The sequence below is a fragment of the Herbaspirillum sp. WGmk3 genome (assembly GCF_023952535.1).
Lineage (GTDB): Bacteria > Pseudomonadota > Gammaproteobacteria > Burkholderiales > Burkholderiaceae_D > Herbaspirillum > Herbaspirillum huttiense.
Window position 1 is genome coordinate 726916 of the sequence record NZ_JAKYWT010000001.1, and the last position, 26017, is coordinate 752932.

General features: G+C 61.1%; 21 protein-coding genes and 1 tRNA gene. 12 read left to right on the forward strand and 10 right to left on the reverse strand.

Features of this window, described 5'->3' with window-relative positions; genetic code table 11:
- Nucleotide 1 precedes the first annotated feature (1 nt).
- From MKD49_RS03095 to MKD49_RS03135, 9 genes are all read left to right on the forward strand, one after another.
- Nucleotides 2-1222: an ABC transporter ATP-binding protein gene (locus MKD49_RS03095; protein ID WP_252695417.1), complete on the forward strand. Its 1221-nt coding sequence runs from the start codon at nucleotides 2-4 to the stop codon at nucleotides 1220-1222.
- Nucleotides 1158-2039: an AraC family transcriptional regulator gene (locus MKD49_RS03100; RefSeq protein ID WP_252695418.1), complete on the forward strand. Its 882-nt coding sequence runs from the start codon at nucleotides 1158-1160 to the stop codon at nucleotides 2037-2039. Before MKD49_RS03095 ends, MKD49_RS03100 begins: the two co-directional genes overlap by 65 nt.
- A gap of 32 nt (nucleotides 2040-2071) precedes the next feature.
- On the forward strand, nucleotides 2072-3553 hold the full coding sequence (xylB, locus tag MKD49_RS03105) for a xylulokinase (RefSeq protein WP_252695419.1): 1482 nt from the start codon (nucleotides 2072-2074) through the stop codon (nucleotides 3551-3553).
- A gap of 178 nt (nucleotides 3554-3731) precedes the next feature.
- The gene (locus MKD49_RS03110; RefSeq protein ID WP_252695420.1) at nucleotides 3732-6212 is read left to right on the forward strand and encodes a type VI secretion system Vgr family protein; all 2481 of its coding nucleotides are present in this window, start codon (nucleotides 3732-3734) and stop codon (nucleotides 6210-6212) included.
- Nucleotides 6213-6229: 17 nt separating this feature from the next.
- Nucleotides 6230-7123, forward strand: a complete 894-nt coding sequence (locus MKD49_RS03115; protein WP_252695421.1) for a DUF4123 domain-containing protein — start codon at nucleotides 6230-6232, stop codon at nucleotides 7121-7123.
- A complete protein-coding gene (locus tag MKD49_RS03120) occupies nucleotides 7120-9633 on the forward strand; it encodes a T6SS effector BTH_I2691 family protein (RefSeq protein ID WP_252695422.1) in 2514 nt (837 codons plus the stop codon). Before MKD49_RS03115 ends, MKD49_RS03120 begins: the two co-directional genes overlap by 4 nt.
- A gap of 2 nt (nucleotides 9634-9635) precedes the next feature.
- A complete protein-coding gene (locus MKD49_RS03125; protein WP_252695423.1) occupies nucleotides 9636-10712 on the forward strand; it encodes a DUF6708 domain-containing protein in 1077 nt (358 codons plus the stop codon).
- A 9-nt stretch (nucleotides 10713-10721) separates the two neighbouring features.
- Nucleotides 10722-11801, forward strand: coding sequence for a DUF6708 domain-containing protein (locus MKD49_RS03130; RefSeq protein WP_252695424.1), 1080 nt, complete (start codon nucleotides 10722-10724; stop codon nucleotides 11799-11801).
- A 9-nt stretch (nucleotides 11802-11810) separates the two neighbouring features.
- A complete protein-coding gene (locus MKD49_RS03135) occupies nucleotides 11811-12074 on the forward strand; it encodes a PAAR domain-containing protein (RefSeq protein WP_252695425.1) in 264 nt (87 codons plus the stop codon).
- Between the two features lie 31 nt (nucleotides 12075-12105).
- Here MKD49_RS03135 and MKD49_RS03140 read toward each other — a convergent pair whose 3' ends face one another.
- The 5 genes from MKD49_RS03140 to MKD49_RS03160 all read right to left on the reverse strand — a co-directional run bounded on the left by MKD49_RS03140 (nucleotide 12106) and on the right by MKD49_RS03160 (nucleotide 15993).
- Nucleotides 12106-13515: a DUF2130 domain-containing protein gene (locus tag MKD49_RS03140; protein WP_252695426.1), complete on the reverse strand. Its 1410-nt coding sequence runs from the start codon at nucleotides 13513-13515 to the stop codon at nucleotides 12106-12108.
- A 140-nt stretch (nucleotides 13516-13655) separates the two neighbouring features.
- Nucleotides 13656-13730, reverse strand: a tRNA-Val gene (locus tag MKD49_RS03145).
- Between the two features lie 148 nt (nucleotides 13731-13878).
- On the reverse strand, nucleotides 13879-14613 hold the full coding sequence (gene dnaQ / locus MKD49_RS03150) for a DNA polymerase III subunit epsilon (protein ID WP_252695427.1): 735 nt from the start codon (nucleotides 14611-14613) through the stop codon (nucleotides 13879-13881).
- Between the two features lie 62 nt (nucleotides 14614-14675).
- The gene (rnhA, locus tag MKD49_RS03155; protein WP_034340887.1) at nucleotides 14676-15110 is read right to left on the reverse strand and encodes a ribonuclease HI; all 435 of its coding nucleotides are present in this window, start codon (nucleotides 15108-15110) and stop codon (nucleotides 14676-14678) included.
- A gap of 88 nt (nucleotides 15111-15198) precedes the next feature.
- Nucleotides 15199-15993: a class I SAM-dependent methyltransferase gene (locus MKD49_RS03160; RefSeq protein WP_034340883.1), complete on the reverse strand. Its 795-nt coding sequence runs from the start codon at nucleotides 15991-15993 to the stop codon at nucleotides 15199-15201.
- A gap of 62 nt (nucleotides 15994-16055) precedes the next feature.
- On the opposite strand from MKD49_RS03160, the gene gloB reads away from it, so the two are divergent.
- Nucleotides 16056-16850 (forward strand): hydroxyacylglutathione hydrolase, encoded by a 795-nt coding sequence (gloB, locus tag MKD49_RS03165; protein WP_252695428.1) that lies wholly within the window; start codon nucleotides 16056-16058, stop codon nucleotides 16848-16850.
- Between the two features lie 18 nt (nucleotides 16851-16868).
- Here the strand turns inward: gloB and MKD49_RS03170 are convergent, their stop codons facing one another.
- A complete protein-coding gene (locus MKD49_RS03170) occupies nucleotides 16869-17129 on the reverse strand; it encodes a hypothetical protein (protein ID WP_252695429.1) in 261 nt (86 codons plus the stop codon).
- A 61-nt stretch (nucleotides 17130-17190) separates the two neighbouring features.
- Between MKD49_RS03170 and MKD49_RS03175 the strand changes: the two genes are divergently transcribed.
- Complete coding sequence (locus tag MKD49_RS03175; protein WP_121045276.1) at nucleotides 17191-18723, forward strand: transglycosylase SLT domain-containing protein; 1533 nt, start codon at nucleotides 17191-17193, stop codon at nucleotides 18721-18723.
- 151 nt (nucleotides 18724-18874) lie between these two features.
- Here the strand turns inward: MKD49_RS03175 and MKD49_RS03180 are convergent, their stop codons facing one another.
- The 4 genes from MKD49_RS03180 to MKD49_RS03195 form a co-directional block, all read right to left on the reverse strand.
- Nucleotides 18875-20464 (reverse strand): ABC transporter ATP-binding protein, encoded by a 1590-nt coding sequence (locus MKD49_RS03180; protein ID WP_252695430.1) that lies wholly within the window; start codon nucleotides 20462-20464, stop codon nucleotides 18875-18877.
- Nucleotides 20461-21516: an ABC transporter permease gene (locus tag MKD49_RS03185; protein ID WP_034340872.1), complete on the reverse strand. Its 1056-nt coding sequence runs from the start codon at nucleotides 21514-21516 to the stop codon at nucleotides 20461-20463. The genes MKD49_RS03180 and MKD49_RS03185 overlap by 4 nt, the downstream gene beginning before the upstream one ends.
- A complete protein-coding gene (locus MKD49_RS03190) occupies nucleotides 21513-22583 on the reverse strand; it encodes a microcin C ABC transporter permease YejB (RefSeq protein ID WP_252695431.1) in 1071 nt (356 codons plus the stop codon). Before MKD49_RS03190 ends, MKD49_RS03185 begins: the two co-directional genes overlap by 4 nt.
- Before the next feature lie 70 nt (nucleotides 22584-22653).
- Nucleotides 22654-24480, reverse strand: coding sequence for an extracellular solute-binding protein (locus tag MKD49_RS03195; protein WP_252695432.1), 1827 nt, complete (start codon nucleotides 24478-24480; stop codon nucleotides 22654-22656).
- 370 nt (nucleotides 24481-24850) lie between these two features.
- On the opposite strand from MKD49_RS03195, the gene fabI reads away from it, so the two are divergent.
- Nucleotides 24851-25633 carry an enoyl-ACP reductase FabI gene (fabI, locus tag MKD49_RS03200; RefSeq protein WP_039784497.1) on the forward strand — a complete coding sequence of 261 codons (783 nt, stop codon included), beginning with the start codon at nucleotides 24851-24853 and terminating at the stop codon, nucleotides 25631-25633.
- Nucleotides 25634-26017 lie beyond the last annotated feature (384 nt).

Below are 26017 nucleotides of genomic sequence, written 5' to 3' on the forward strand. Positions count from 1 at the left end.
CATGGCCGACATCCGCTGCCAGGGCTTGTCCAAGCATTACGCCGGTGGCCCGCCGGTATTGCATCCGCTGGACCTCACCATCGGTGATGGCGAATTCGTGGTCCTGCTCGGCCCCTCGGGCTGCGGCAAATCGACCATGCTGCGCATGATCGCCGGGCTCGAAGAGATCAGCGGCGGCACCCTCTCGATCGGCGGCAAGGTGGTCAACGCGCTGCCGGCGCGGGATCGCAACGTGGCCATGGTGTTCCAGAACTACGCGCTCTATCCGCATATGAACGTGTATGACAATATCGCCTTCGGCCTGCGCCGCCTGAAGCGCCCGGCCGACGAGATCGACCGCCGCGTGCGGGAAGTGGCGGCCATGTTGAATCTGGATGCCCTGCTCGAGCGCAAGCCCCGCGCCATGTCCGGCGGCCAGCAGCAGCGCGCGGCGATTGCGCGCGCCATCATCAAGACGCCGTCGGTGTTCCTGTTCGATGAACCGCTCTCCAACCTCGATGCCAAGCTGCGCGCGCAATTGCGCGGCGACATCAAGCGCCTGCACCAGCGCCTGCGCACCACCACCGTCTACGTCACCCACGACCAGCTGGAAGCCATGACCCTGGCTGACCGCGTCATCCTCATGCACGGCGGACAGATCGTGCAGGCGGGTTCGCCGGCCGAGCTCTATCGTTATCCGCGCACGCTCTTTGCGGCGGGATTCATCGGTACACCCGCCATTAACTTCCTCGATGGCGTGGTCGAACGCGATGGCGCGACGCTGGCCGTGCGCTGCGAAGACCAGCGCTGGATCCTGCAAGATGAAAGGTTTTCACGCCTGGCACCGGGAATGGCGGTAAAGTTGGCGGTGCGTCCTGACTATGTCCGCATGGCCGGTGAGCAGGACGCCGCCCACAGCCTGACCTGCACGGTCGATGTGGAACTGGTGGAGATCCTGGGGGCCGATGCCCTCCTGACCACCCGCTGGGGCGCACAGACGCTGACCGCCCTGGTGAGCGCGCAGCACCTGCCGCAGGCGGGACAGCGCCTGCACCTGGCCTTCGATCAGCACGCGTTGCACGTGTTCGATGTACACAGCGGAGAGAACCTGTCGCTGCCGCCCGCCGCCTTCGCGGTCGACGGACAAGACGACGGCCCGCATGGCAAGGAGACAAAGCATGAGTCCGGATCTGGAGCTGGTCCATACCCGCCAGGACGAATCGTTCAGGGCGTGGGTGCATGACTACCCGCATACGGTGGCCAAATGGCATTTTCATCCTGAATACGAAGTCCACGTCATCACCGCATCCAGCGGCAAGTTTTTCGTGGGCGACTTCATCGGCGACTTCGGTCCCGGCAACCTGGTGCTGACCGGACCCAACCTGCCGCACAACTGGGTCAGCAACCTGGCTGCGGGCGAACACGTGGGCGCGCGCGACCTGGTGCTGCAGTTCTCACGGCCTTTCGCTGACCGCATGCTGGGGGCCATCCCGGAGCTCTCGCCCTTGCAGGATCTGCTGGAGGGCGCGGCGCGCGGATTGCAGTTTCCTGATGCGCTGGGCAGGTCGATCATTCCGCTGATGCAAGACCTGGCGCAGGCCGGCGGTGCGCGCCGTGTGGTGCTGATGATGAGCGTGCTGGAACAGCTGGCCTCCTGCCTCGAACGCAAGCCCCTGGCCGGACCGGGCTACGACCTGGATGCCCAGCGCCACATGTCGTCCACCATCAACCAGGTGCTTTCCTGCATCCGCCAGAACCTGGGCGGCAACCTGCGCGAGAGCGATGTGGCAGAACTGGCGGGCATGAGCGTGAGCAGCTTTACGCGCTTCTTCAAGCGGCATACGGGCTGCACCTTCATCCAGTACCAGAACGGTTTGCGCCTGAACGAAGCCTGCGAATTGCTGATGTGCACCGAACTGAGCGTGACCGAGGTGTGCTACCGGGTCGGGTTCAACAATCTTTCCAATTTCAATCGCCAGTTCCTGGCTCACAAGGGCATGCCGCCCTCGCGCTTCCGTGCGCTGCACCGGCTCAACGATGAAGTCCGGGCGGTGGCGTAGCGCCTCTCCACTTGCACGCAAAGGAAAATGATTTGAGCTATCTCGGCATCGACCTCGGCACTTCCGAAGTCAAGCTCGTCCTCACCGACGACGACTCCCACGTCATCGCCACCAGCAGCGCCCGCCTGCGGGTGGACAACCCGCATCCGCTGTGGTCCGAGCAGGCGCCGCAGGCCTGGTGGAACGCCACGCTCGACGCCATCGCCGCGCTGCGTGCCGAGGCCCCGCAAGCCTTCCAGGCCCTGCGCGGCATCGGCATCTCCGGCCAGATGCATGGCGCCACCCTGCTGGATCGCAACGGCAATGTATTGCGCCCTGCCATCCTGTGGAACGACATGCGCGCCCATGCGGAATGCGTCGAGCTGGAAGCGCTGGTGCCGGATGCGCCCGCCATCACCGGCAATCGGGCCATGCCGGGTTTCACGGCACCCAAGCTGCTGTGGCTGTCGAAATACGAACCGGCGGTGTACCGCGCCATCGACAAGGTCTTGCTGCCCAAAGACTACCTGGGCTGGAAACTGACGGGAGAATTCGTCTCCGAGATGTCGGACGCGGCCGGCACGCTCTGGCTGGATGTGGCGCAGCGCGACTGGTCCGACCGCATGCTGGCGGCCACCGGGCTGGATCGCAGCCACATGCCGCGCCTGGTCGAAGGCAGTGACGTGGCCGGCCAGTTGCGTGAGGAGTTGCGGCGCGAATGGGGCATCAGCGGCCCGGTGGTGGTGGCCGGTGGTGCCGGGGACAATGCGGCCAGCGCCGTGGGCATCGGCGTGATCCAGGCGGGGGGTGCTTTCCTTTCGCTGGGCAGCTCGGGCGTCTTGTTTGCCGCCACGGCGCGGCATGCGCCCAATCCACAGCAGGGCGTGCATGCGTTCTGCCACTGCCTGCCGGGGCAATGGCATCAGATGAGCGTGATCCTGTCGGCCGCGGCCAGCCTGCATTGGCTCTCGGGCGTGACGGCGCGGCCGGTGGCGGAGCTGGTGGCGGGGGCGGAGCGATTGACGGCGACGCAGCAGGCACAGGCTCCCGTGTTTCTGCCGTATCTGAATGGCGAGCGCACGCCGCACAATGATGCGACGGCCAAGGGCGTGCTGTTTGGCATGACGCCCGCGCATGAGACTGCGGATCTGGCCTATGCGGTGATGGAAGGCGTGGCCTTTGCGATGGCCGATGGCTATGCGGCCTTGCAGGCTGCGGGCACTACGCTGGAGAGTGCGGCCTTGGTGGGCGGTGGATCACGCAGTGCGTTCTGGGGGGAGCTGTGTGCTACCGCCCTGGGGATGCCTCTGCGACGGCATGCAGGGGCGGAAGTGGGTGCGGCGCTGGGGGCGGCGAGGCTGGGGAGGTTGGCGCGGACGGGGGAGGATGCGGTCAGCGTGTGCGTACCACCCGAGGTACTGGAATGGTATCGCCCCGATGCTGCAAGGCAGGCACAACTGCAGCGCAGGCTGGCACAATATCGTCGCCTCTATCGTAGTCTCGCAGACGAATTCATCGCGTTCTCGCAGTCCTGAAATCGACAGACTACCGGCGTCCGGCCTGCTCCTCACGCAAAAAAATACACAGCATTTATCGAAGCAATTCAACAGACTTCAAGCAAGCCATCGTGCAACATCTGCGCTTCCCGATTCGGCTTGCTGAAGTCTTCCCTGCCTTCTTCGGGATATTCATTTTTCCCGCAGAAGGACACGCATGCATTCCCGCACCACCGGCTGGGACAGCCTGACCCGGCAGCGCCAGCATCAACGCATCCTGCAACTCCACTTCGTCAATGACGATGCCCCCGACGTCGAACTGCTGATCAATCGCCTCAATGCCAGCGAGGCCTTGAGCCGCGATTACGCTTATACGCTGGAACTGCTCAGCGACGATGCGTGCATCCCGCTGGAGGCGCTGATGGGCAAGTTGTTGCGGGTGGCACTGGTGCGCGCGGATGGAACGCAGCGCCACTTCACGGGTTATGTCGAGCGCTTTTCCTTCTTGCGCACCGACGGCGGCATCGCCTTCTACGAAGCGCGGCTGGTGCCGTGGATGGCATTCCTGGCCGCGCGCATCAACAATCGCATCTTTCATCAGCGGAACCTTGAAGGTCTGAGCGCCGAGATCTTCAGCGCCTATCCGTCACATGCCCGCTGGGACTGCCAGTTGCGGCATGACGATCCGGTGCGCACCGACATGTTCCAGTTCGACGAGAGCGACAGCAACCTGCTGCATCGGCGTTGGGAAGATGCAGGCTGGCACTACCACTATGAACACCAGACAGACGGACATCAGCTCAGGCTGTCGGACGATTCGACCTATGCCAAACCCATCGATGGCGGCGGCCAAGTCCCGTTTCAGCATCACGGCGGTGCCATTGAGGAAGACGGCATGGCGCAGTGGTCGATGGTGCGCCAGTTCCAGCCGGCCAGCACCCGTCTGTCGAGCTATGACTTCAAGACGGCGCGACCGCAGCAGGTGGACGTACCGACTCTGAACAAACAGGGCGCGGTGCTGCCGGTGGAGCACTACGAATACACAGGAGCCTACGGATTTTCCAACCTTGAGGCCGGCGACCGTCAAAGCCGCGTGCGCATGGAGGAATTCGAGGCGGCAGCGCAACTGTTCGAGGGGAAGGGCAATTGCCGTTACCTGCAGCCAGGGCGAAGTTTCCGTCTGACAGGACATTTCTCGGAACACCTTGCCGTCGGCGGCGACGCCAGCGCTGAGGATCAGGAATTTCTGATCATCAGCGTGGAGCACAGCGCCAGCAACAATTATCTGCAGGATGCAGAGACCCCGCCGTTCTACGCCAATCACGTGCGCTGTGCGCGCAAGCTGCTGCCCTGGCGTCCCGGCCGTGGCTACACCAGCCAGCCCACCGTCCTGCACGGCATGCAGACCGCCACCGTCGTCGGTCCTTCCGGCGAAAATCTGCATGTGGATGAATATGGGCGTGTCAAAGTGCAATTTCATTGGGATCTGCAGGGTCGCAATGACGAACACAGTACGGCATGGATACGAGTCGCCAGCAGTTGGGCTGGTGCCGAACAGGGGCTGGTCGCGGTACCCCGGGTCGGACAACTGGTGATCGTGCAATGGCTGGGAGGACATCCGGATCGTCCCATCATCACCGGTTCAGTCGTCAATCAACTCAACATGCCGCCCTGGGCCCTGCCCTCGCAGGCCGCCTTGTCGGGCCTGCGTAGCCGCGAGCTGGCACCAGGTGCCGGCAATGCGGCGGGTGGGCGCTCCGGACACGTGCTCTTCGACGACACCCACGAGGCGATCCAGACGCAAGTACGCAGCGACGCCTTCGACAGCCAGCTAGCGCTGGGCCATGTGACGCGTATAGAACGGCACGCGGGGCGCCAGGATGCGAGGGGCGCAGGTTTCGAACTACGAACTGACGCACATGGCGTGGTCCGTGCGGCGCAAGGCCTGCTGCTCACCAGCGAGCCACGCCCCAAGGCGCGCGGCCACATGACCGACATGGCCGAGACCGCAGGCCGCCTGGCGCAGGCACACGACACGGTGGCAAGTCTCAGCAAACTGGCCCAGGAGCATCAGGCCCAGGACAAGAATGCGGATCAGCACGAGGCCGCGCAAGCCATCCAGAGCCAGAACGAGGCCATCAAGGGACAAGGAGGCGCTCAGGACGGCCGTTTCCCTGAACTGGCCGAACCGCATCTGGTCCTCTCCAGCCCCTGCGGCATCGAGGCCAGCTCCGGTGCCTCCACCCACCTCGCCAGCGCGGAACATGCAGCTCTCACGGCTGGCAGCCATGTCTCGTTAGCGGCCGGCAAATCCTTCTTTGCCAGTGCGGCAGAAAAGCTCTCCCTGCTTGCCTATCGCCTGGGCGCGAAGTTGATCGCCGCCAGTGGCCGCGTGGAGATCCAGGCGCAGAACGACGGCATGGAGATCCTTGCGCAGAAGGTGGTGGACATCATCAGCACGCGGGACTGGATCAATCTCAAAGCCAAGAAAGGCATCCGTCTCAATGGCGGTGGCAGTGAACTGGTCATTGCGGAGGGCATCACCGGCTTTACGCAAGGCGCGCATCACGTCCATGCCTCTGATCACCAGACCTTGGGCCCGCAGGCCAAGCCCGCCGAATTCCCCGGCGCGCAGCTCTGTCCTTCGCGCGCCAGCGGTGCGGCGCAGTCCGGCAGCGCCAGTGTTGCGCTGTCCTGATTGTGCGAGGAGAACGCATGCATGCCATTTCGTTTCCCGATGAGGTCATCACCCATGGCCAGGTGCTGGTGGAACCGGCCAATCTGGATCCGCGCTCGCCCTTGCACGAACTACCCATGCGCGTGTGCGAACTCGGGCGGATCAAGGATGCGGACGACCTGATGCCCAGGCTCATCGACATGGCCACGCTCAGTGCTGACCAGCAGCAGTGGATGACCACGGCGCTACGCAGTGCGCCCCATGCAGAAGAGCCTCCCATCCTGTGCGCCTGGCTGGAGAGCGCTGCGGATCCCGAACGCCTCGTGCGCGGCCTCACACGCTTCCTGATCGGTCCCGGCGTGGAGGATCGCCAAGTCTACTGGCGCTATTACGACCCACGCGTGATGGCACTGACGCTGCAGTTGTTCTCTGACGAACAAACGCGCGCCCTGCTGGGGCCGGTCACGCAGTGGCGCTTTCCCTGGAGTGGCCACTGGTGGAGCGTCACCGGTCCGGGCGAGGAGATCGACGTGCTGGGCGGCAGCCGGCCGGCCTGGCCCGACGCCAGCCAGTGGCACAGCCTGGCGCACTGCGATGTGCTCGACAAGGTCCTGCGGCAGCTGCCGGAGAACCTGGCTGCGTGCACGCCGCCGGAAATCCTGCTGTATGCACGGCGCGGCGACTCGGCCTTGTTGCGCGCACGTCAGGTACTCAAGCTCACCGATCCCGGTGAACTGACGGAGTACGCCTTGCATTGCCTGCGCTATGGCAGCGCTTTTCTGGACCATCCCCCACTGCATGGTGCCTGGCCTGCGCTGGCCAGTGGCGAGCTCAGCTGGAACGCCCTGCTCCAGCGGCTCGGTCCGGATGATTATCGGCAGATGGACGCTGTGCGCCATCTCATGTCCCCTACTACAGGAGCAGCACGATGAACGGATGCAATTTTTGCGACAAGAAAGGCTTGCTGATCTATCCGGTCCGCTATGCCGTGGCCAGTCCTTATGGCGCGGCAGGCGTACCGGGGCTGTCCGGCAATTTCAGGATCGAGGGTGCCCCGCAGTCCGCCGGTGCGGCGAAATACAGCTTGCGCGCGCTGCGTCCCGGTTATCTCTATACCTATGACGAGAAGCGCGGACGGCTCAAGGCTTATGTGGTCATGCCGACCGGGCATCTCTGGAATTTTCCGCTGGAGTACAACGCGCCGCATCCGGCGAAGATTCGTTTTGCGTGCATTGATCCAGGCGAGCTGGTGCGGGCGTATTGCGTCGACATCATCCACACGGCGACGGACTCGGCCAGCAACTTCTGGATCGGCTGGTCCAACGTGCAGTGGACCAAGGCCTTGCTCAAGAAGGTCAGCGACGCGGGCTGGCGCAAGAAGCACATGCAGTGCATCAATATCCCGGCGATGCTGGCCGGTAGCGCGGTCCATACCGGAGAGTTCAATGCGAGTGCGGACAAGGTGGCGCATTTTGTAGCGGACGAAGCCGCTATGAAAAAGGCCTACGCCTTCAGCAACACGCCCACTGAATCCGAGACACGCAAGCTCGCCACGGCTGTACGCTTCAGGGCGATCATGGCGGAGCATGGGCCGCATCACAAGGGCTACATTGCCGCGCTCAATGATCCAGTGGGAATGACTAACGATTTGAGTGAATTGACGATGCCGGACTTGCAGGCTGGGTTCGATGAAAAGATGCATCAATCGAAAATGATTGCAGACCTTTTGGCGATCACCGAGCAAAGCGTGCGCAAGCAGGCTCGGGAAGATGTCGAATTCAGTGACAAGGTCGCGGAGATGTCAGCCAACAATCCTGATGGCGACACCTACAACAGTGCGAAAACCGTGTTCGCAATGATTAAGGCGGGTGGCCCCGGACGCTATGCCGAAAAGCAGAGGGAAAAGCGGAAAAAGTATGGAGAAGATCAGGCCGGCCGCATGCAGGCCGCTGAGGACGAGGCATGGTATGACTTGACGCATGACAATGACAAGCCGACGCTGGACATGAAACGAATCGAGGAATTTCCAGCGCAGTACGAAGCAGCACTCAAGGAATTTGAACCGCGCTTTCTGAAGCTGGTGATGGCGCATCTTGGCTGGCTCAAGAGCGAGCAGCTGGCGGACTGGATGGAAGGTGTTCATGACGATGCCGACATCCGCAGTGGTTATGCTTACAGCGAATCAATGTCGCAGTGCATCGGCAAGGCCGCTTGCTCCAAGCCCTGTATTGACCAGCTTACCCGATGGATCTCCAGCGAAAACTTCAGGGACACGCGCAACTTATACGCTCGCGCGTTATTGCTTAATCAGGCCGACATTATCGCGGCCTCTGAGGTGCAACTCAAGGGCAGCGACATCCAGTTCGAAAACATCCTCAATGTTTACAAGGGTGCAGTCGCAAGACTAAACGACGCGGCTCAGGAAGCGCAACTGATTGACCGATTGGCGCTGACCACAGGAAACGTAATTTCGAACGCCATCAGTGAAAGCGGCAATTTCCTGGCGCGTGGACTGGGACGAATCCATCTTCATCTGCTAGGTGATGGTGCTATCAAGATCAGCAACATGCGGAGTGAAGAGGTAGTGCGCTGGGCGATCTCCCAGGCACGAGAGCAAGGTATCAAACTTGAGACACGTCGGCAGCAAACCAGAGCGGATGCGCGCCTGGAGGCTGCTCGTGTACGCAAGGAAGTCAAGGAGACAAAGGTGAGGCAGCGCTTCATCGCCTATGAGATGGATATCGCCAAACTTGAAAAAGAGGGCCGCATCGCATCGGGGAGCATCAAGGGCATTGGCCTGCCTGGCGTTGCCATGGCGCAGAAGTGGCTTGGCTCTGGATCACCGCGCGATTTCAAGCTTGGGGTGGTGACCATGATTGTGCAAATGGTTGCTCTTACTTTTGCGATGAAAGATCTCGACAACAACGATCAATTCAACCGATTAGAGACCATCGTCAAAGCGACCATAGCGGCCATTACTTTATGCGCGACGATTTTAGAAACAGCCATGGTAAGCGCGGAGAAGCCCATAGGACATCCATTGGGAGCATTTATTCGAGACCAATGGGCCATGAACACGAAAACCATTGGGCTAATCATAAAGGGAGCAAAGATAGTGGGTGCTATAGCGGGAATCGCCGCCGGTGTTTACGACATTGTCTACAACGCTCAAGATGCAAACAAAGCTGGAAACGACCGTCTTGCACAGCTATATCTGCTCAATGGATTCCTCGGAATTGTCTTTCCATTTGTAATCTATTTTTCAATCGGTGCCGTAGTCTGGCCGCTATTTTTTATCTCGTTTGCAATTGGCATAGCAATAGCATTAATCAACAACAGCGCATTGAAGAATTGGATTTCTCGCTGTGAATTCAGTACTTCAGAAAAATATTCATCATTCGATGAACAACTAAATGCATATAAAAATGCAGTCGAAGGTTGAAGATGGACGAACGTGTATTCCAATTCAAAAAAGGCCAGCCAATTCCAGAATGGGATTGGCAGCATCGCTTAAGCATTGACCAGCCTGTTGGTCCTGAATGCAAAGACACCGGTACGATCTTCAGAATCAATTCGACTTATATGGACGTCACCGATCAACCCTATATGGATAGGCAGTGGCAGGCCGGTGGAGTGCTCATTGCCTGCATCGGTATCGCTGCATTTCTCTCGTTTTCAATAAGCGCAATACGTCATTCCCTCAACACGCTTCAAAGCATACCAATGCTGACGATCTCCATCGTTATATTCGCGCTGACCACCTTACTGTTTATTGCGTTCAAATATGGACGCGACGAGTTCTTTGCATTGAAGCGACGTCCTATCCGCTTCAATCGGAAAGAGAAAAAAATCTATGCTATCCGTCGCCGGAGGTTTTTCTCCAAGTCAGGTCAAGGAGACGTCACGTGGGAAATCCCCTGGAGTGAACATTCGATTTTCTGTATTCATAGGGGGACATCCAACCATAAAAATACCTATCACATTCGGCATTACGAGTTAGATGAAGACGGCAAGGTAGTGAGAGCGTTTGCTCTCGGGCGAAAGTGGGAAAGCAAGGAAAACCTCCAAGGCTTACTCTCTCAATGGAATTACTGGTGTTGGTATATGAATCAAGGTCCGGCTGAATTGCCGAAGCCGCCGCTCTTCTTCAGCGAGCGCGAGGATATGCAGGAAAGTTTTCTGTTTTGCTTGTACGACTTCGGCCTGCAAGCCAGCGCTGCGTACCGAATTGCAATGATGCCATTTATCTTGGTGATGACCAGCCATCGCCTCATGGCGATGTGGACCTGTCGTGATCCTGTCTGGCCAAGATCAGTAGAAGATGTCAGCGCGCTTGAACCTGATGATCCTTACGATCAACCCGACGGCAACACGCCCATTGGTTGGGCAGCCACCGTGCTTGCGAAACAACGTGAGCAATATCCCCACGATCCAAAGCGTGAAATGGATACATGGCGCGGTGAACAAGATCCCGCGCTAAATGCCTTGCTTTGGGCTGAAGACATTCCTCCCCGGCATTAGGATATTTCCATGGATGAACGCGCGTTCCCCTACAGAGCGGGCAAACCTATCCCTGATTGGGATCTCAGACATCGCTTACCAATCGACAAGCCTGTCAGTTCCGAATGCAAGGATGGAAGCACCCTGTTCAGAATCAATTCGACCTTTATGGATGTAACAGATCAGCCATTTAGAGATCGGCAACGGCATGCTGGAGGAGTACTGTTGGCAGGGTTGTTTTCGGGTGCGCTAATCCTATTCCTGTGCCGGGTTCTAATGAGTCCTCCAGCGGTCATTGGGATCGGTGCAGTTACCTTCTACCTCATTGTGATCGCATCCGTCATCTATTTTGTACACATGGTGTTCAAGTATGGGCGCGACGAATTCTTTTCATTAACCCGCCGCCCCATCCGCTTCAATCGCAAAGAGAGAAAAATCCATGCCATCCGCCGTCGCAGATTCTTCTGCAAGCCGAGCCGAGGTGATGTCACATGGGAAATTCCCTGGAATGAACATGCGATCTTCTGCATCCACCGTGGTGTGGCCCATTGCCGCCATGTCTACCATATTCGGTACTACGAGGTTGATGATCACGGCAACGTCACGCGCGCATTCGCGATAGGTAAGAAATGGGCCGAGGACGAAAGTCTGGAAGACCTCCTATCTCAATGGAACTATTGGTGCTGGTACATGAATCACGGCCCGGCAGAATTGCCCAAGCCTCTGTTGTTCATCAAGGAGAAAGAAAACAGGCTGGAGAGCTTTCTGTTCTGCATGTACGGATTCGGCATGCGTGCCAGCGCAGACTATCGCATCTCCATGATGCCGTTCATCCTGTTGATGACCGGTTTGCGCCTGATGGCGCTCTGGACCTGCCGCGATCCCATCTGGCCTGAGGCGGTCGCCAAGGTCAGCATCATCGAATCCGGCGACCCATTCGATCAGCCCTCAGGAGACACGCCAGTGGGTTGGGCGGAAACGGCGCTTGCTCTTGAACGCAACGAGTATCCCAATGGCGACAAAAGAGAAATGAAAAACTGGCACGGCAAAAAAGACCCCGCCGCGAATGCCCGTCTCTGGGCTCAAGACATCCCTCCCCGCCTCCACTGAAAGCCTCACATGAAAGACGAACAAGGCCGCGCCGTGATCCGCCTCGGCGACAAAACCTCCCACGGCGGCGAAGTGATTTCCGCCAGCGACACGCTCAAGGCCATGGGTAAAGGCGTCGCGCTCGAAGGCGACATGACGCAATGCCCCCAATGCAAAGGCCAGTTCGCCATCCAGCCCAACGGCGGCGGCAGCAGCCGCAAGCACCACGGCAAGCAGGTCGCCTATCACGGTGACACCACAGCCTGCGGCGCCAGCCTGATCGCTTCCTTATGAAGGAGTCAGCCCCTTACGGAATCCGCGCCATTCACTCCACGTCGTCCGACGGCTCCTTCTTGACCTCCGCAAACTTCGCCGCCATGGTCGGATTGCCGCGCGTCAGGCGCTTGATGGTCACATCCTGCGCCTTGTCATTGGCCAGCCGCAGATTGCGGTCGGTGCCGAGCAGGGCTTCCTTGGTCTTCTGCAGGTGGTCGATGGACTTGTCGATCTCGTCGATGGCCGTCTGGAAGCGGCGCGAGGCCAGGTCGTAGTTCTTGGCAAACGCCGCCTTGAAGGTATCCAGCTCGGATTCGAAATTGGTGATGTCGATGTTCTGCGCCTTCACCACCGCCAGCTCATTCTTGTATTTCAGCGAATTGAGCGCGGCGTTCCTCAGCAGCGTAATGATGGGAATGAAGAACTGAGGACGCACCACGTACATCTTCGGATAGCGGTGAAATACATCCACAATCCCGGTGTTGTACAGCTCGCTCTCCGGCTCCAGCAGCGAGACCAGCACGGCGTATTCGCAACCCTTCTCCTGGCGGTCCTTGTCCAGTTCCTTGAGGAAATCTTCATTGCGATTCTTGGTCGCAGTGCGATCGCTCTCGTTCTTCATCTCGAACATGATGGAGACGATCTCAGTCCCCCCCTCATCCGTATCGCGGAAGATGTAGTCGCCCTTGCTGCCGCTGCGCGCATCGTTGTCCTTCTCGAAATACGCACGCGGGAAGGCGGTGGCGCGGATGCGGTTGAACTCCGTCTCGCAGTGCTGCTCCAGAGTCTCGCCGACCATCTTGGTGGAGAGCCGCGCCTTCATGTCGCGCAGGCGCTCGATCATGTCTTCGCGGTCCTTCAGCTGGGTCTCGTATTTGTCCTTCAGTGATTTCTCGGCCAGCTGCTTTTCCAGCTCGGCGTGCATCAGCTTGCTCTTGAGTTCGTCGCGCTGTTTCTCCACCGCGCCGACGGCTTCGTTGACGGCCAGCTTCTGGGTCAGGGCGATGGAATCCATCTTCGCTTTCAGGGCCTGGATCTCGGCATCCTTCTCGCTGGCGGTCTGCTGCAGCTGCTGGGCCAGGCGCGCCTGGGCCAGTTGCTGCTCGGCGAGCTTTTCCCTGCGGGCCTGCTCCAGATCGTTGGCCAGCTTGTCACGCTCGCGCTCCACGTTGGCCATGGCTTCGGCGACGGCCATCTTCTGCGCCATCTCGCCGGCTTCCAGACGCGCTTTCAATTCCTGGATCTCGGCATCGCGCGCCGCTGCCGCCTTCTGCAACTCGGCTTCGGACTTGGCGCGCGCCAGTTCGATGGCGTTGCGCTTGTCCTGCTCGGCCAGTTCCAGACGCTCATGCAATTGCTGCTCGAAGGCGCTGTCGCGCACTTGCGAGAGGATGTCGGCGTAACCGGCTTCATCGATCTTGAAGGCTTTGCCGCAGTGAGGGCAGATGATGTCGTGCATGGCTGTTCGGGTCCTGTTCTTGACGGATGGCCGCTAGCTTAACGGATCACGCCCGTCATGCAGAGAGAGAAAACGAGGAAAGAAAACGGAAGAAAAGGCAGAAATGCGAAAAGCCCGCACAAGGCGGGCTTTTCTGAATTTGGTGGAAAGTGCAAGGTTTGAACTTGCGACCCCTGCAGTGTGAATGCAGTGCTCTACCACTGAGCTAACCTTCCGTACCTGACTGGCTTTTTGCTGCAGCGCCAATCGAGAAGCGAGATTATGCCAACGTTTTTCGACCTGCGCAAGTGCTTCGTAAATAATTCTTCATTTTTTATCGACAACGCTGCCGGGCAACGACAACGGCCTCACCATTACGCCGTTTCACGCCGCCTCTGCAGCCGCTTCCGGCGGCGGCGGTTCAAAGCGCCACACGCAGCTGCCGCGCGCTTCCTTGTCGAGCTGGTTGAGCACGTCTTCATGCAAACCCAGTTCTTCCTCGCTGGCGGCCACCACGATCACTTCGGCCAGCGGGGCCAGCTCCAGCTTGCCCTCGCCTTCGCTGACTTCTTCCTCGCCGCCCAGGTCCATGGTCAGCGAATTCTGGCCGCGCGTCATCGACAGATAGACCTCGGCCAGCAGCTCCGCATCCAGCAACGCGCCGTGCAGCACGCGATGGGCGTTGGAGATGCCGTAACGGTCACACAAGGCATCGAGCGAATTGCGGCGGCCCGGGTGCAATTCCTTGGCCATCTGCAGCGAGTCCACCACGTCGGAGACGTGCTCCTTGAACGGCGGCAGACCCAGCAAGGCCAGTTCCGCATCCAGGAAGCCGACGTCGAAAGGCGCGTTGTGGATGATGATCTGGGCACCGCGTACATAGTCGAGGAACTCGGCGGCAATCTGCTTGAAGGTCGGCTTGTCGGCCAGGAATTCGGTGGTCAGGCCGTGCACGGCCAGCGCGCCTTCTTCGGAGTCACGCTCGGGATTGATGTAGAAGTGAAGGTTCTTGCCCGACAGCTGGCGGTTGAGCACCTCCACACAGCCGATTTCCAGGATGCGGTTGCCGTTGCGCGGCGAAAGGCCCGTGGTTTCGGTATCGAGGATGATCTGACGCATGCTTGCTCCTGCTGATGTTGTTTGCTGCTAAAACACTGATATGAAAGAAAACGCCGGGCCGGTCAGCCTATGCTGTCCACGCCCCGGTTGGCCAGCTGGTCGGCGCGCTCATTGCCGGCGTGGCCATTGTGGCCGCGCACCCAGCGCCATTCCACCTGGTGCTGCTGCTGGGCGGCATCGAGCGCCTGCCACAGGTCGGCGTTCTTGACCGGCTCCTTGCTGGAGGTCTTCCAGCCGCGCGCCTTCCAGCCGTGGATCCACTCGCTGATGCCCTTCTGCACGTACTGGCTGTCGGTGTGCACCACCACTTCGCAGGGACGCTTCAGGGCATTCAAGGCCTGGATCACCGCCATCAGTTCCATGCGGTTGTTGGTGGTGTTGGGCTCGCCACCGAAGATTTCCTTCTCCTTGCCCCCGGCCACCAGCAACGCACCCCAGCCGCCACGGCCGGGATTGCCCTTGCAGGCGCCATCGGAATAAATCTCTACTTTGTCCATGCTCTTCACTTCAATCTGGTTGCGTATGCGCATTTGCGCATGACAGGCGGGCCGCGATGATACCTGATCGCGCCGACACGCCCTGGTTTCAATCGGTTTTGTGGATGCGGTTGGTCACCGGCACGCCGCGCGGAGCCTTCAGCTTCTGGCGCTGCAGGGCCGGGCCGATCAGGCGCATGCCGGGCACCCGCTTGATGGCCTGGACGATATAGACCGCACCGAAATACGGCCACCAGCGGTCGCCGGCCTTCTCCATGAAACCGAAGCGGTCCAGCCATTGCGCCGTCTCGCAGGGCGGCGCGTAGCAGCCGAAGTGGCCGCGGTTGACTTCCATGTTCAGCAGCTTCAGCCAATCCTTCAGGCGCGGCAGGCGGATGAACTCGCCATCCTGCGGCAGGAAGTGCGCGCCGGTCAGGCGTCCGGCCACCTGGCGCATGCCCCACAGGCTGCTGGGATTGAAGCCGCAGATGATGACCTGCCCTTCCGGAATCAGCACCCGCTCCACCTCGCGCAGCACCTGGTGCGGCTCGGCGGCGAATTCCAGGACGTGCGGCAGCACCACCAGGTCCAGGCTCTGGGTGGCAAAGGGCAGTTCGCCGAAATTCTGCGTCACCACCTGGGGGATTTCCAGCTCGGATTGCCCTTCCACCGGCATGCGGTTGTCGGCCAGCCAGCGATAGGGCATGCGGTTGGCCTGCAGGGCATGGATCTGGGGCGAACCGATCTGCACGGCGTTGAAGCCGAAGATGTCGGCCGTCAGCGCATTGAGGTGATGCTGCTCCCACTGGCGCAGGTAATCGCCGATGGGCGTCTGCAACCAGGCGGCCAGGTCTATAATTTCCGCGTTGTTCGCAGTCACAGCAGTTTCAGCCTTGTCAGCCATCTCTTCTTTCGCGCCTCATGACCCAGCCAGCCAAGCCAGCTCAAGCAGATCAGAAAACTTCATTGGACGTCCTGGCCGTACCGGCGTTCGACGACAACTACCTGTGGATCATCCATGACGGGCGCCATGCCGCCGTGGTCGACCCCGGCGACGCGGTCCCCGTCCTGGCCGCATTGCAGGCCGAGGGCCTGACGTTGGCCGCTATTCTACTGACTCATCACCACGCTGACCATGTCGGCGGTGTGGTCGAGCTCGCGCGCAGCGCCGTGAGCGACGAGTTCCCGGCCATCCCGGTCTACGGGCCGGCGCGCGAGCAATCCCGCATCAAGGGGATGACGGTCCCGCTGCACGGGAATGACGAAGTGACGATCCCTTCTCTGGGCCTCTCGCTGCAAGTCATCGACGTGCCCGGCCACACCCTGGGCCACATCGCGTTTTACTCGGCGCAACAGGGTTTTGTGTTCTGCGGCGATACGCTCTTCGCCGGCGGCTGCGGCCGCCTCTTCGAAGGCACCCCGGCACAGATGGTGGAGTCACTGGCCAAGCTCAGCAGCCTGCCGGGCGATACCCGAGTGTATTGCGCCCACGAATACACCCTCTCCAACCTCAAGTTCGCGGCCGAGGTCGAGCCCGGCAATGCCGAGCTCAGCGACCGCATCCAGCGCGAGCGCGCCAAGCGGGACCAAGGGGAAGCCACCGTCCCGACCAGCATCGCGCTGGAGCGCGCGACCAATCCCTTCCTGCGGGCCCATCAAAAAGAAATCCAGGAATCACTGCAAAAGGCAGGCCGATTGACGGAGTTGAATGAAGTTAGCAGCTTTGCAGCGCTGCGCGAATGGAAGAATACCTACAGATAGCGCCAAATTGAGGGCCAGTTAGACGCAAAAACCAGCGAAATCAAGGACTTGGCTTTGTAACAGAGGCCAATTTTTGCTTGACTGGCGAAAAGGGTCTTCCGTACACTCCTCCAATTCCCCAAATTGGGCACCAGCGTTTTTACGAACTTTTACGAAACGCTGTCCACTCTGCACCACGCCGGGGAAACTCGCAGCTTCCGACCTTGCATTACCGTTAACCTGCACGCGCCCGTGATCGGACTGATCCGGATTCCGCCGGCAGGAGGTGTCGAGCTTCATTACAGCTCTGCAACGGAAGCGCCGCACCCAACTTTTGCCTCTGGCACAGGATATCGCCCACATGCAGCGTACTTTGAAACAACTCGCCATTGCCGCCCTGTTCTGCGCTGGTACCCCGCTGCTCTCCCACGCCAACGATATCTCGATCTACCCCGCCCCCTTCAATGCGATCAATCCCGAACTGGCCGGCAATGCCCTGCCGGGGATGAATGACATCGACATCTGGACGCGCATTCGCAAGGGCTTCGGGATTCCTGATCTGGACAATTCGCTGGTGGAGAGCCAGACCCAGTGGTACAGCTCCCGTCCCGACTACATCCAGCGCACCACGGTGCGCGCCTCGCGTTATCTGTTCCACGTGGTCCAGGAACTGGAAAAGCGCGGCATGCCCACCGAGCTGGCGCTGCTGCCCTTCATCGAATCGGCCTTCAACCCGGAAGCCCTCTCCACCGCCAAGGCGGCCGGCATGTGGCAGTTCATCCCCTCCACCGGGCGTGACTACAACCTCAAGCAGAACATGTTCACCGACGAGCGCCGCGACGTGCTGGCCTCGACCGATGCTGCCCTGACCTATCTGCAGAAGCTCTACGGCATGTTCGGCGACTGGCAGCTGGCGCTGGCGGCCTACAACTGGGGCGAAGGTTCGGTGCAGCGCGCCGTGAACCGCAACCTGGCGGCCGGCCTGCCGATCGACTTCAATACGCTGTCGGCGCAGATGCCCAACGAGACCCGCAACTACGTGCCCAAGCTGCAGGCGGTCAAGAACATCATCGCCAACCCGGCCGCCTTCGACATCGCCCTGCCCAAGGTGGACAACCAGCCCTACTTCGTCACCATCGGCAAGACCCGCAACATCGACGTGAAGGTCGCCGCGCAACTGGCCGAGCTGTCGCTGGATGAATTCAAGGCGCTGAACCCGCAATTCAACCGCCCCGTCATCATCGGCGGCGAAGATACCAAGATCCTGCTGCCGGAAAGCAATGCCGAGAAGTTCAAGTCCAACATGTCCAAGTGGACCCAGGCTTTCTCGACCTGGACTGCGCACACCGTCTCCAGCGCCCGCGAGCGCATCGAGACCATCGCCAGCAAGTTCGGCACCACCCCTGAAGTGATCCGCAGCGTCAACCAGATCCCGCCGCGCATGGTCCTGAAGGCCGGCTCGACCATTCTGGTCCCGAAGAATGAAGAGACCGCCGCGCTCGATACCGACCTGACCCCGGAAATCGCCGACAACGCCCGTCTGGCCATCGCCCCGGATGTACCGGAAACCCGCCGCATCTATGTCAAGGCTGGCAAGCGCGACACCCTGGCCGGCATCGCCAGCCGCTACCGCGTGAGCGTGGCGCAGATCAAGGAATGGAATGGCCTGAAGCGTGACACCCTGGCCGCCGGCCAGAGCCTGCAGCTGCAAGTGCCCAATGCCGCCGCCCACGCCGCACCGACGCGCGTAGCGGCCACGCACCACGCTGCCCCGGCACGCCGCCAGGTGGCATCGGCCAAGGCCCCGGTGCGCAAGGCGGCACCGGCACCGGCGCGCAAGGTCGCCGGCAAGCCGCTGACGCTGGCCTCGGGCAACGGCGCCCGCAAGCAATAATCCGGAGGAAACCGGAGGAGACCCGGGCGGCTCGGCCGCCCACAACAAGAAGACGCGCCCCAAGCACGGAAGAACAATAACGATTGCAGTCTGCATGGACCCGAAGCCCCGGAGCTGATCCGGACTTCGGGTTTTCTTTTTGCCGGGCCGCTCAGTGCGCGGCTTCGGCGTAGGTAGCGGCGGCCACCAGGCGGCGTGTGTATTCCTGCTGCGGCTGCTTGAGCACTTGGTCAGCCGGACCGCTCTCGACCACCTTGCCATCCTTCATCACGATCACCTGGTGCGCCATGGCCTGCACCACGGCCAGATCGTGGGTGATGAACAGATAGGCCAGTCCATGCCGGCGCTGCAGGTCGGCCAGCAGTTGCAGCACCTGCTGCTGCACGGTCACGTCCAGGGCGGAAGTGGGCTCGTCCAGCAACAGCAGTTCCGGCTGCAGCACCAACGCGCGGGCGATGGCGATGCGCTGGCGCTGGCCGCCGGAGAATTCATGCGGGTAGCGTTCCAGCACGGCTGCCGTGAGGCCCACTTCTTCGAGTGCGGAGACGATGGCCTCGCGTTGCTGCTCCGGCGTCTTCCCGGGATGATGCAGGGCCAGCCCTTCGCCCACGATCTGCTCCACCGTACGGCGCGGCGAGAGCGAGGCGAAAGGATCCTGGAACACCACCTGCATGCGCGCGCGCAAGGGCCGCAGTTCACGGCTGCTGCGCTCGGAAATCGGCGTCCCCTCAAAACGGATGCTGCCCGCTACGCTGGCCGCCGACAGCCGCAGCAAGGCCATGCCGAGCGTGGACTTGCCGGAGCCGGATTCACCAACAATGCCGATGGTCTCGCCGCGCCGCAATTGCAGGTCGATGCCATCGACCGCATGGAAGGCGCGCTTGGCGAACCAGCCCTGCTTGATGTGATAGGTGCAGCGCACTTTTTCCGCCTGCAGGACCACGGGCGCTTCTGCCGGCACGTCGGCCGCATTGCGCTGCGGACGGCTCTGCAGCAGCTTGCGGGTGTACGGCTGCTGCGGATTGGCGAAGAGCTCGGCAACGCTCGCGCTTTCGACCAGTTTGCCCTTTTCCATCACGCCGACGCGATCAGCGAAGTGCCGCACCAGGTTCAGGTCGTGCGAGATGATGAGCACGGCCATGTTCTCTTCGCGCTGCAACTGGTTCAGCAGCGCCAGGATCTGTACCTGGATGGTCACATCCAGGGCCGTGGTCGGTTCATCGGCGATGAGCAGCTTGGGCTTGCAGGCCAGGGCCATGGCGATCATGGCGCGCTGGCGCTGGCCACCCGAGAGTTCATGCGGATACGACAGCGCCCGGCGTGCGGGCTCCGGAATGCCGGTCTTTTCCAGCAGCGCTACCGCCCGCGTAGCGGCATCGCGCGCATTGAGGCCCTCATGCAGCATCAACACCTCGGCGATCTGGTTGCCGATGGTGAAGAGCGGGTTCAGGGCCGTCATCGGTTCCTGGAAGATCATCGCCACGTCATTGCCGCGCACCTGCTGCATCTGGCGCTCGTTCTTCTTCAGCACGTCCTGGCCGTCGAGCAGGATGCTGCCTTCGTAGCGGGCATCCTGGTTCAGCTGCATCACCGCCAGCGAGGACACCGTCTTGCCGGAACCGGATTCCCCCACCAGGGCAAATTTTTCACCGGGTGCAATCGTGAAGCTCACGCGGTCCACCACCACGGTGTCGCCGAAGCGCACCGTCAAGTCCTTCACTTCCAGCAGCGGGGCGCTCATGCCTTCCTCCGTACGTCCAGGGCGTTGCGCAGCCCGTTGCCGATATTGGTCAGCAGCAGCAGGGTCACGGTCAGCACCACGAAAGTGGCCACCGCGATCCACCAGGCATCCAGATTGTTCTTGCCCTGAGCCAGCAGCTCACCCAGGCTGGGGGTAGACGGCGGCACGCCCAAGCCGAGGAAGTCCAGGCTGGTCAGCGCCAGGATGGCCGCGCTCATGCGGAACGGCAGGAAGGTCACCACCGTGGTCATGCTGTTGGGCAGCACGTGACGCCAGATGATGAGGCGATCGGGCAAACCCATGGCGCGCGCAGCCTGCACGTACTCGAGATTGCGGTTGCGCAGGAAATCCGCGCGCACGTAGTCCGACAGGCTCATCCAGCCGAACAGGGACAGCAGCACCAGCAGCAGCCCCAGGCTGGGCTGGAAGATGGAAGAGAAGATGATGAGCAGGTACAGCTCCGGCATCGAGCCCCATATCTCCAGCAGACGCTGGGTAATGAGGTCAGTGCGGCCAGCAAAGTAGCCCTGCACTGCACCGGCAGCCACGCCCAGGATCACGCCGATGAAGGTCAGCGCCATCCCGAACAGCACCGACACGCGGAAGCCGTAGAGCAGGCGCGCAAAGACGTCGCGGCCTCGGTCATCGGTGCCCAGCCAGTTTTCGGAGGAAGGCGCCGCCGGGTTGGGCTCCTTGGCGAAGTAGTTCAGGGTGTTGTAGCCGTAGCGGTTGAGCGGATAGATCACCCAGTTGCCGTCCTTGCGGAATTGCTGTTCGATGAAGGGATCGAGATAGTCGGCGGGCGAGTCGAAGTCGCCGCCAAAATGCTTGTCTGAATAATCCTTCAGCATCGGAAACATCAGCTTGCCCTGATAGCTGGCCACAAGCGGCTTGTCGTTGGAGACCAGTTCAGCGCCCAGGCTCACGATGAAGAGAATGGAAAAAATCACCAGGCTCCAGTAGCCGGCGCGGTCCGCACGGAACCGCAGCCAGATGCGGCGGCTGGGCGAAATCGAACGGGTGGAGGGAGTGGCGGGGGTCGTCATGCTCATTTCGCCAGGCTTTCGAATTGGACGCGCGGGTCTGCCCACACGTAGCAAAGATCACCGACCAGCTTGACCACCAGGCCGATGAGGGTAAAGAGATACAGCGTGCCCATCACCACCGGATAGTCGCGCCGGATCGCCGATTCATAGGCCAGCAGGCCCATGCCATCGAGCGAAAACAGCGTCTCGATGAGCAGGCTGCCGGCGAAGAAGGAAGCGATGAAAGCCGAGGGAAAACCGGTCACCAGCGGAATCAGGGCATTGCGGAAGACATGCTTGTACAGCACCTTGCGCTCGGAGAGTCCCTTGGCGCGCGCAGTCAGCACGTATTGCTTGCGGATCTCTTCAAGGAAGGTATTGCGGGTGAGCATGGTGATGACGGCAAAGGCACCGATCACCGAGGCGAAGACCGGCAAGGTGATGTGCCACAGGTAATCGGTGATCTTGCCCGTGAAGGAGAGGCTGGCCCAGTTGTCCGAGGTGAGGCCGCGCAGCGGGAACCACTGTACGAAGCTGCCGCCGGCAAACAGCACCAGCAGGAACACGCCCAGCACGAACCCGGGAATGGAATAGCCGACCAGCACCAGGCCGCTAGTGGCGGTATCGAAGCGGCTGCCTTCGCGCACCGCCTTGGCAATGCCCAGCGGCACCGAGATCAGGTAGCTCAGCAGGAAGGTCCACAACCCGATGCTGATGGAGACCGGGAACTTGGATTTGACCAGGGTCCAGACATCGCCGTGGTGATAGAAGCTCTTGCCGAGGTCGAAGGTGAGGAAGCCCTTGAGCATGGTCCAGAAACGCTCCACCGGCGGCTTGTCGAAACCGTAGAGCTGCTTGATCTCGGCGATGCGCTGCTCGTCGATGCCCTGCCGTCCGCGATAGGCCGAAGCGCCACTGGCCGCCCCGCCACCGGAGGCTTCGCCGCCACCGCCGCGCCCTTTCATCTCCAGCATCGCCTGCTCCACCGGGCCGCCCGGCACGAACTGGATCACCGCAAAGGTGATGGCCACCACGCCGAAGAGCGTGGGGATCATCAACAGCACCCGCTTCAAAATGTAGGACCAGATATTCATGCCTGCCACCATCCTCGTTCTTGTCCGGCGCGCGCGGCGCGGGTCTTGGTCTTTTCATTCATCTGTTGTCTCATCGCGCCTTCTCCTCCCACCAGGTGCCGATCACGTAGGGATCGGCCTGGTAATACAGCGGGGCCACTGCCGGAATGCCGAAGCGGTTCTGGTAGGCGATGCGGTGCGTGGAGGAATACCAGTGCGGCACCACGATGTACTTGTGCAGCAGCACGCGGTCCAGGGCGCGGGCCGCAGCGGTGAGCTTGACCCGCGTATCGGCGGCCACCACCGTCTGCACCAGCTGGTCCACCACCGGGTCCTTCAGGCCCCAGGCATTGTTGGAGCCCTTTTCGTCCGCCGCGCGCGAACCAAACATGTCGAACAGTTCGTTGCCGGGGCTGCTGGTATCGGGGAAGCGCACGCTGGTCATGTCGAAATCGAAGTCTTCCATGCGCTTGGCCACCAGCGCGTAGTCGGCACTGCGCTGGACCACGTCGATGCCCAGCGTACGCAGGTTGCGCGCAAAGACGCTGATGACGCGCGACATCGAACTCTGGTCATCGAGGATCTCGAAGGACAGCGGCACGCCCTGGGCATTGCGCACGGCCCCGTCGCGATAGACCCAGCCGGCCTGGGCCAGCAGTTCGCGCGCCTGGCGCAGGTTGGCGCGCAAGGAAGATGGCGGATTGGTCGAGGGCGGAACCGGTGCCGGTCCGAAGACGGCCGGATCGACCTTCAGGCCCTTGGCCTGCAGCGACTTCAGCAAGGCCAGCTCATCGCCCTGCGGTTCACCGGTGGCCGCCAGCTGGCTGTTGTTGAAGAAGGAGTAGATGCGCGTGTACTGGCCGTAGAACAGCTGGCGGTTCATCCATTCATAATCCAGCGCCAGCCCGATGGCCTGGCGCACCCGCACGTCCTTGAACTGGTCGCGCCGCAGGTTCATCACGAAGCCCTGCATGCCGGCGCCGTTGGAATGCTTGAATTCCTTCTTGACGATGCGGCCGTCGCGGAACTGCGGGCCGGTGTAGCTGCGTGCCCAGTTCTTGGCGCTGTATTCCACCACCACGTCGAACTCGCCAGCCTTGAAGGCTTCCAGCCGCGCCAGGTCATCCTTGTAGAAACGGTAGACGATGCGCTCGAAGTTGAACATGCCGCGCCGGGCCGGGACATCCTTGCCCCAGTAGTCCGGATTGCGCTTGTAGATGATGCTGCGGCCGGTGTCGTAGCTTTCGATCAGGTAGGGACCGGTGCTGATGGGCGGCGTCAGCTGGATCTGGTCGAAGGGCGTGCCCTGGGCCCACTTCTTTGAGAAGACCGGCACGCTGGAGACGATCAGCGGCAACTCATGGTTGTTGCTGGCGAAATCGAAGCGCACCGTCGCGGCATCGACCACCACGCAGCCCTTCACATCGGCAAAGATCGATTTGTATTGCGGCGCGCCCTTGGCGATCAGGGTATCGAAGGAATACTTCACATCCTCGGCAGTGACCTTGTCGCCATTGTTGAAGCGCGCCTTGGGATTGAGGTGGAAGGTCATCGACATGCGATCTGCTGCCAGCTTCATGTCGTCGGCCAGGAGACCATAGACGGTGGCCACCTCGTCGCCTGAGGAAACGGCCAGGGTCTCGAACATCAACTGGTCGACGTTGGCGGCGGCCACGCCCTTCATCGACATGGGATTGAACTTGTCGAAACTGGTGCGGCGGTCCGGATTGGCCAGGTACAGCGTGCCGCGCCGGGGCGCATCCGGATTGACGTAGTCGAAATGGGTGAAGCCGGGCCCGTACTTGGGGGTGTCATACAGGGAAAAGGCGGGCTCGGCGGCGGCCGGGGTGCCCTGGGCCAGGGCGGCGGCCAGCAGGCAGGAGAGGAAAATCTTGGCTGTCTTCAGGGGCGGGACCATGCGGTTGTCTGTCTGCACTCTCGTGGGCGGTGATGTCTCGGGGGCAAGCAAGTCCCGCGCCTGTGGGCTCTGGCCGACTGCCTGCAGCCTGCAGGACGGGATCGGGAAACGATTTCCGTGTCGGGGCATTGTAAAGAGAGCAGCGATTACAGGGAAGCAATTAAAGCAACTTAACAAATGCAGCCGCACCCGATTCCTGAGGCCCGGCCAGCGCCGCAAAGGTTGCCCCGCCTGCCGCTAGCCCCTACAATCCGGGTCTGTCCCATCCCGGCTGCCGCCCCGCGCGCTGCCGCTATTACTTACCGGCCGCGCCGCGCCTGCTTCTGCCAGCCAGAGGCGCACCGCACGCGGCGGACCCTACGGAGTCAACATGGCATTTCTGCAAGGCAAAAAAATCCTGATCACCGGCTTGCTGTCCAACCGTTCCATCGCCTACGGCATCGCCCAGGCGTGCAAGCGCGAAGGCGCTGAACTGGCCTTCACCTATGTCGGTGAACGCTTCAAGGACCGCATCACCAAGTTCGCCGAAGAATTCGACAGCAAGCTGATCTTCGACTGCGACGTTGGCAGCGATGAGCAGATCAATGCCCTGTTCGCCGATCTCGGCAAGTCCTGGACCCAGCTCGACGGCCTGGTGCACGCCATCGGCTTTGCCCCCTCTGAAGCCATTGCCGGCGACTTCCTGGAAGGTTTCTCGCGCGAAGGTTTCAAGATCGCCCACGATATCTCCGCCTACAGCTTCCCGGCCATGGCCAAGGCGGCCATGCCGCTGCTGTCGTCCAACGCCGCCCTGCTGACCCTGACCTACCTGGGTTCGGAGCGCGTCGTGCCCAACTACAACACCATGGGCCTGGCCAAGGCCTCGCTGGAAGCCTCGGTGCGCTACCTGGCTGAATCGCTGGGTCCCAAGGGCGTGCGCGTCAATGGCGTCTCCGCCGGCCCCATCAAGACCCTGGCCGCCAGCGGTATCAAGGGCTTCGGCAAGATCCTGGGCGCCGTGGCCGCCACCGCCCCGCTGCGCCGCAACGTCACCATCGAAGACGTGGGCAATGCCTCGGCCTTCCTGCTCTCCGACCTGGCCTCGGGCATCACCGGCGAAATCACTTACGTGGACGGTGGCTTCTCCCGCGTCGTGGGCGGAATGGCAGAGTAATTGCCGGATTAAGCAAGCGTCCCCCACAATAAAGAGACAGTTTCTCGAAATAGCCTCGTGCTAATTTCGATGTTTTAGGGTATGATTCGCCTTGTGCATTGCAATAACCAATGCACAGGCGAATCGGACGTGAAATCTGTCCTGCAGCGTTTCCAGCCGTATTTGCCCAAGCAGCTTCGCAAGCCTTACCTGTCATTACGACAAGTTCCCAGTAAAAGCCCCCCGCCCCTGGCATCCCTTGATGATGCCGTCCCGGCGCAAAGCTTTTGTGCCGAAATTTCTTTGTATTTTTCATAGTCATTTCGTCGGTTGGCGTTGCTTTTTTTCGTTCAGGCACTCGATGTCCGGCGCGCTTTCGTGCGCCCGTCTCGTGCCTGGCGTTCA

Coding starts and splice junctions, on each gene's coding strand:
- dnaQ (WP_252695427.1), bottom strand. CDS start 14,613: ATGCGTCAGATCATCCTCGATACCGAAACCACGGGCCTTTCGCCGCGC.
- MKD49_RS03180 (WP_252695430.1), bottom strand. CDS start 20,464: ATGAGCGCCCCGCTGCTGGAAGTGAAGGACTTGACGGTGCGCTTCGGC.
- MKD49_RS03190 (WP_252695431.1), bottom strand. CDS start 22,583: ATGAATATCTGGTCCTACATTTTGAAGCGGGTGCTGTTGATGATCCCC.
- MKD49_RS03185 (WP_034340872.1), bottom strand. CDS start 21,516: ATGAGCATGACGACCCCCGCCACTCCCTCCACCCGTTCGATTTCGCCC.
- MKD49_RS03115 (WP_252695421.1), top strand. CDS start 6,230: ATGCATGCCATTTCGTTTCCCGATGAGGTCATCACCCATGGCCAGGTG.
- MKD49_RS03140 (WP_252695426.1), bottom strand. CDS start 13,515: ATGCACGACATCATCTGCCCTCACTGCGGCAAAGCCTTCAAGATCGAT.
- MKD49_RS03160 (WP_034340883.1), bottom strand. CDS start 15,993: ATGGCTGACAAGGCTGAAACTGCTGTGACTGCGAACAACGCGGAAATT.
- rnhA (WP_034340887.1), bottom strand. CDS start 15,110: ATGGACAAAGTAGAGATTTATTCCGATGGCGCCTGCAAGGGCAATCCC.
- MKD49_RS03125 (WP_252695423.1), top strand. CDS start 9,636: ATGGACGAACGTGTATTCCAATTCAAAAAAGGCCAGCCAATTCCAGAA.
- MKD49_RS03120 (WP_252695422.1), top strand. CDS start 7,120: ATGAACGGATGCAATTTTTGCGACAAGAAAGGCTTGCTGATCTATCCG.
- MKD49_RS03195 (WP_252695432.1), bottom strand. CDS start 24,480: ATGGTCCCGCCCCTGAAGACAGCCAAGATTTTCCTCTCCTGCCTGCTG.
- MKD49_RS03135 (WP_252695425.1), top strand. CDS start 11,811: ATGAAAGACGAACAAGGCCGCGCCGTGATCCGCCTCGGCGACAAAACC.
- MKD49_RS03110 (WP_252695420.1), top strand. CDS start 3,732: ATGCATTCCCGCACCACCGGCTGGGACAGCCTGACCCGGCAGCGCCAG.
- MKD49_RS03095 (WP_252695417.1), top strand. CDS start 2: ATGGCCGACATCCGCTGCCAGGGCTTGTCCAAGCATTACGCCGGTGGC.
- MKD49_RS03175 (WP_121045276.1), top strand. CDS start 17,191: ATGCAGCGTACTTTGAAACAACTCGCCATTGCCGCCCTGTTCTGCGCT.
- MKD49_RS03130 (WP_252695424.1), top strand. CDS start 10,722: ATGGATGAACGCGCGTTCCCCTACAGAGCGGGCAAACCTATCCCTGAT.
- fabI (WP_039784497.1), top strand. CDS start 24,851: ATGGCATTTCTGCAAGGCAAAAAAATCCTGATCACCGGCTTGCTGTCC.
- MKD49_RS03170 (WP_252695429.1), bottom strand. CDS start 17,129: ATGAAGCTCGACACCTCCTGCCGGCGGAATCCGGATCAGTCCGATCAC.
- MKD49_RS03100 (WP_252695418.1), top strand. CDS start 1,158: ATGAGTCCGGATCTGGAGCTGGTCCATACCCGCCAGGACGAATCGTTC.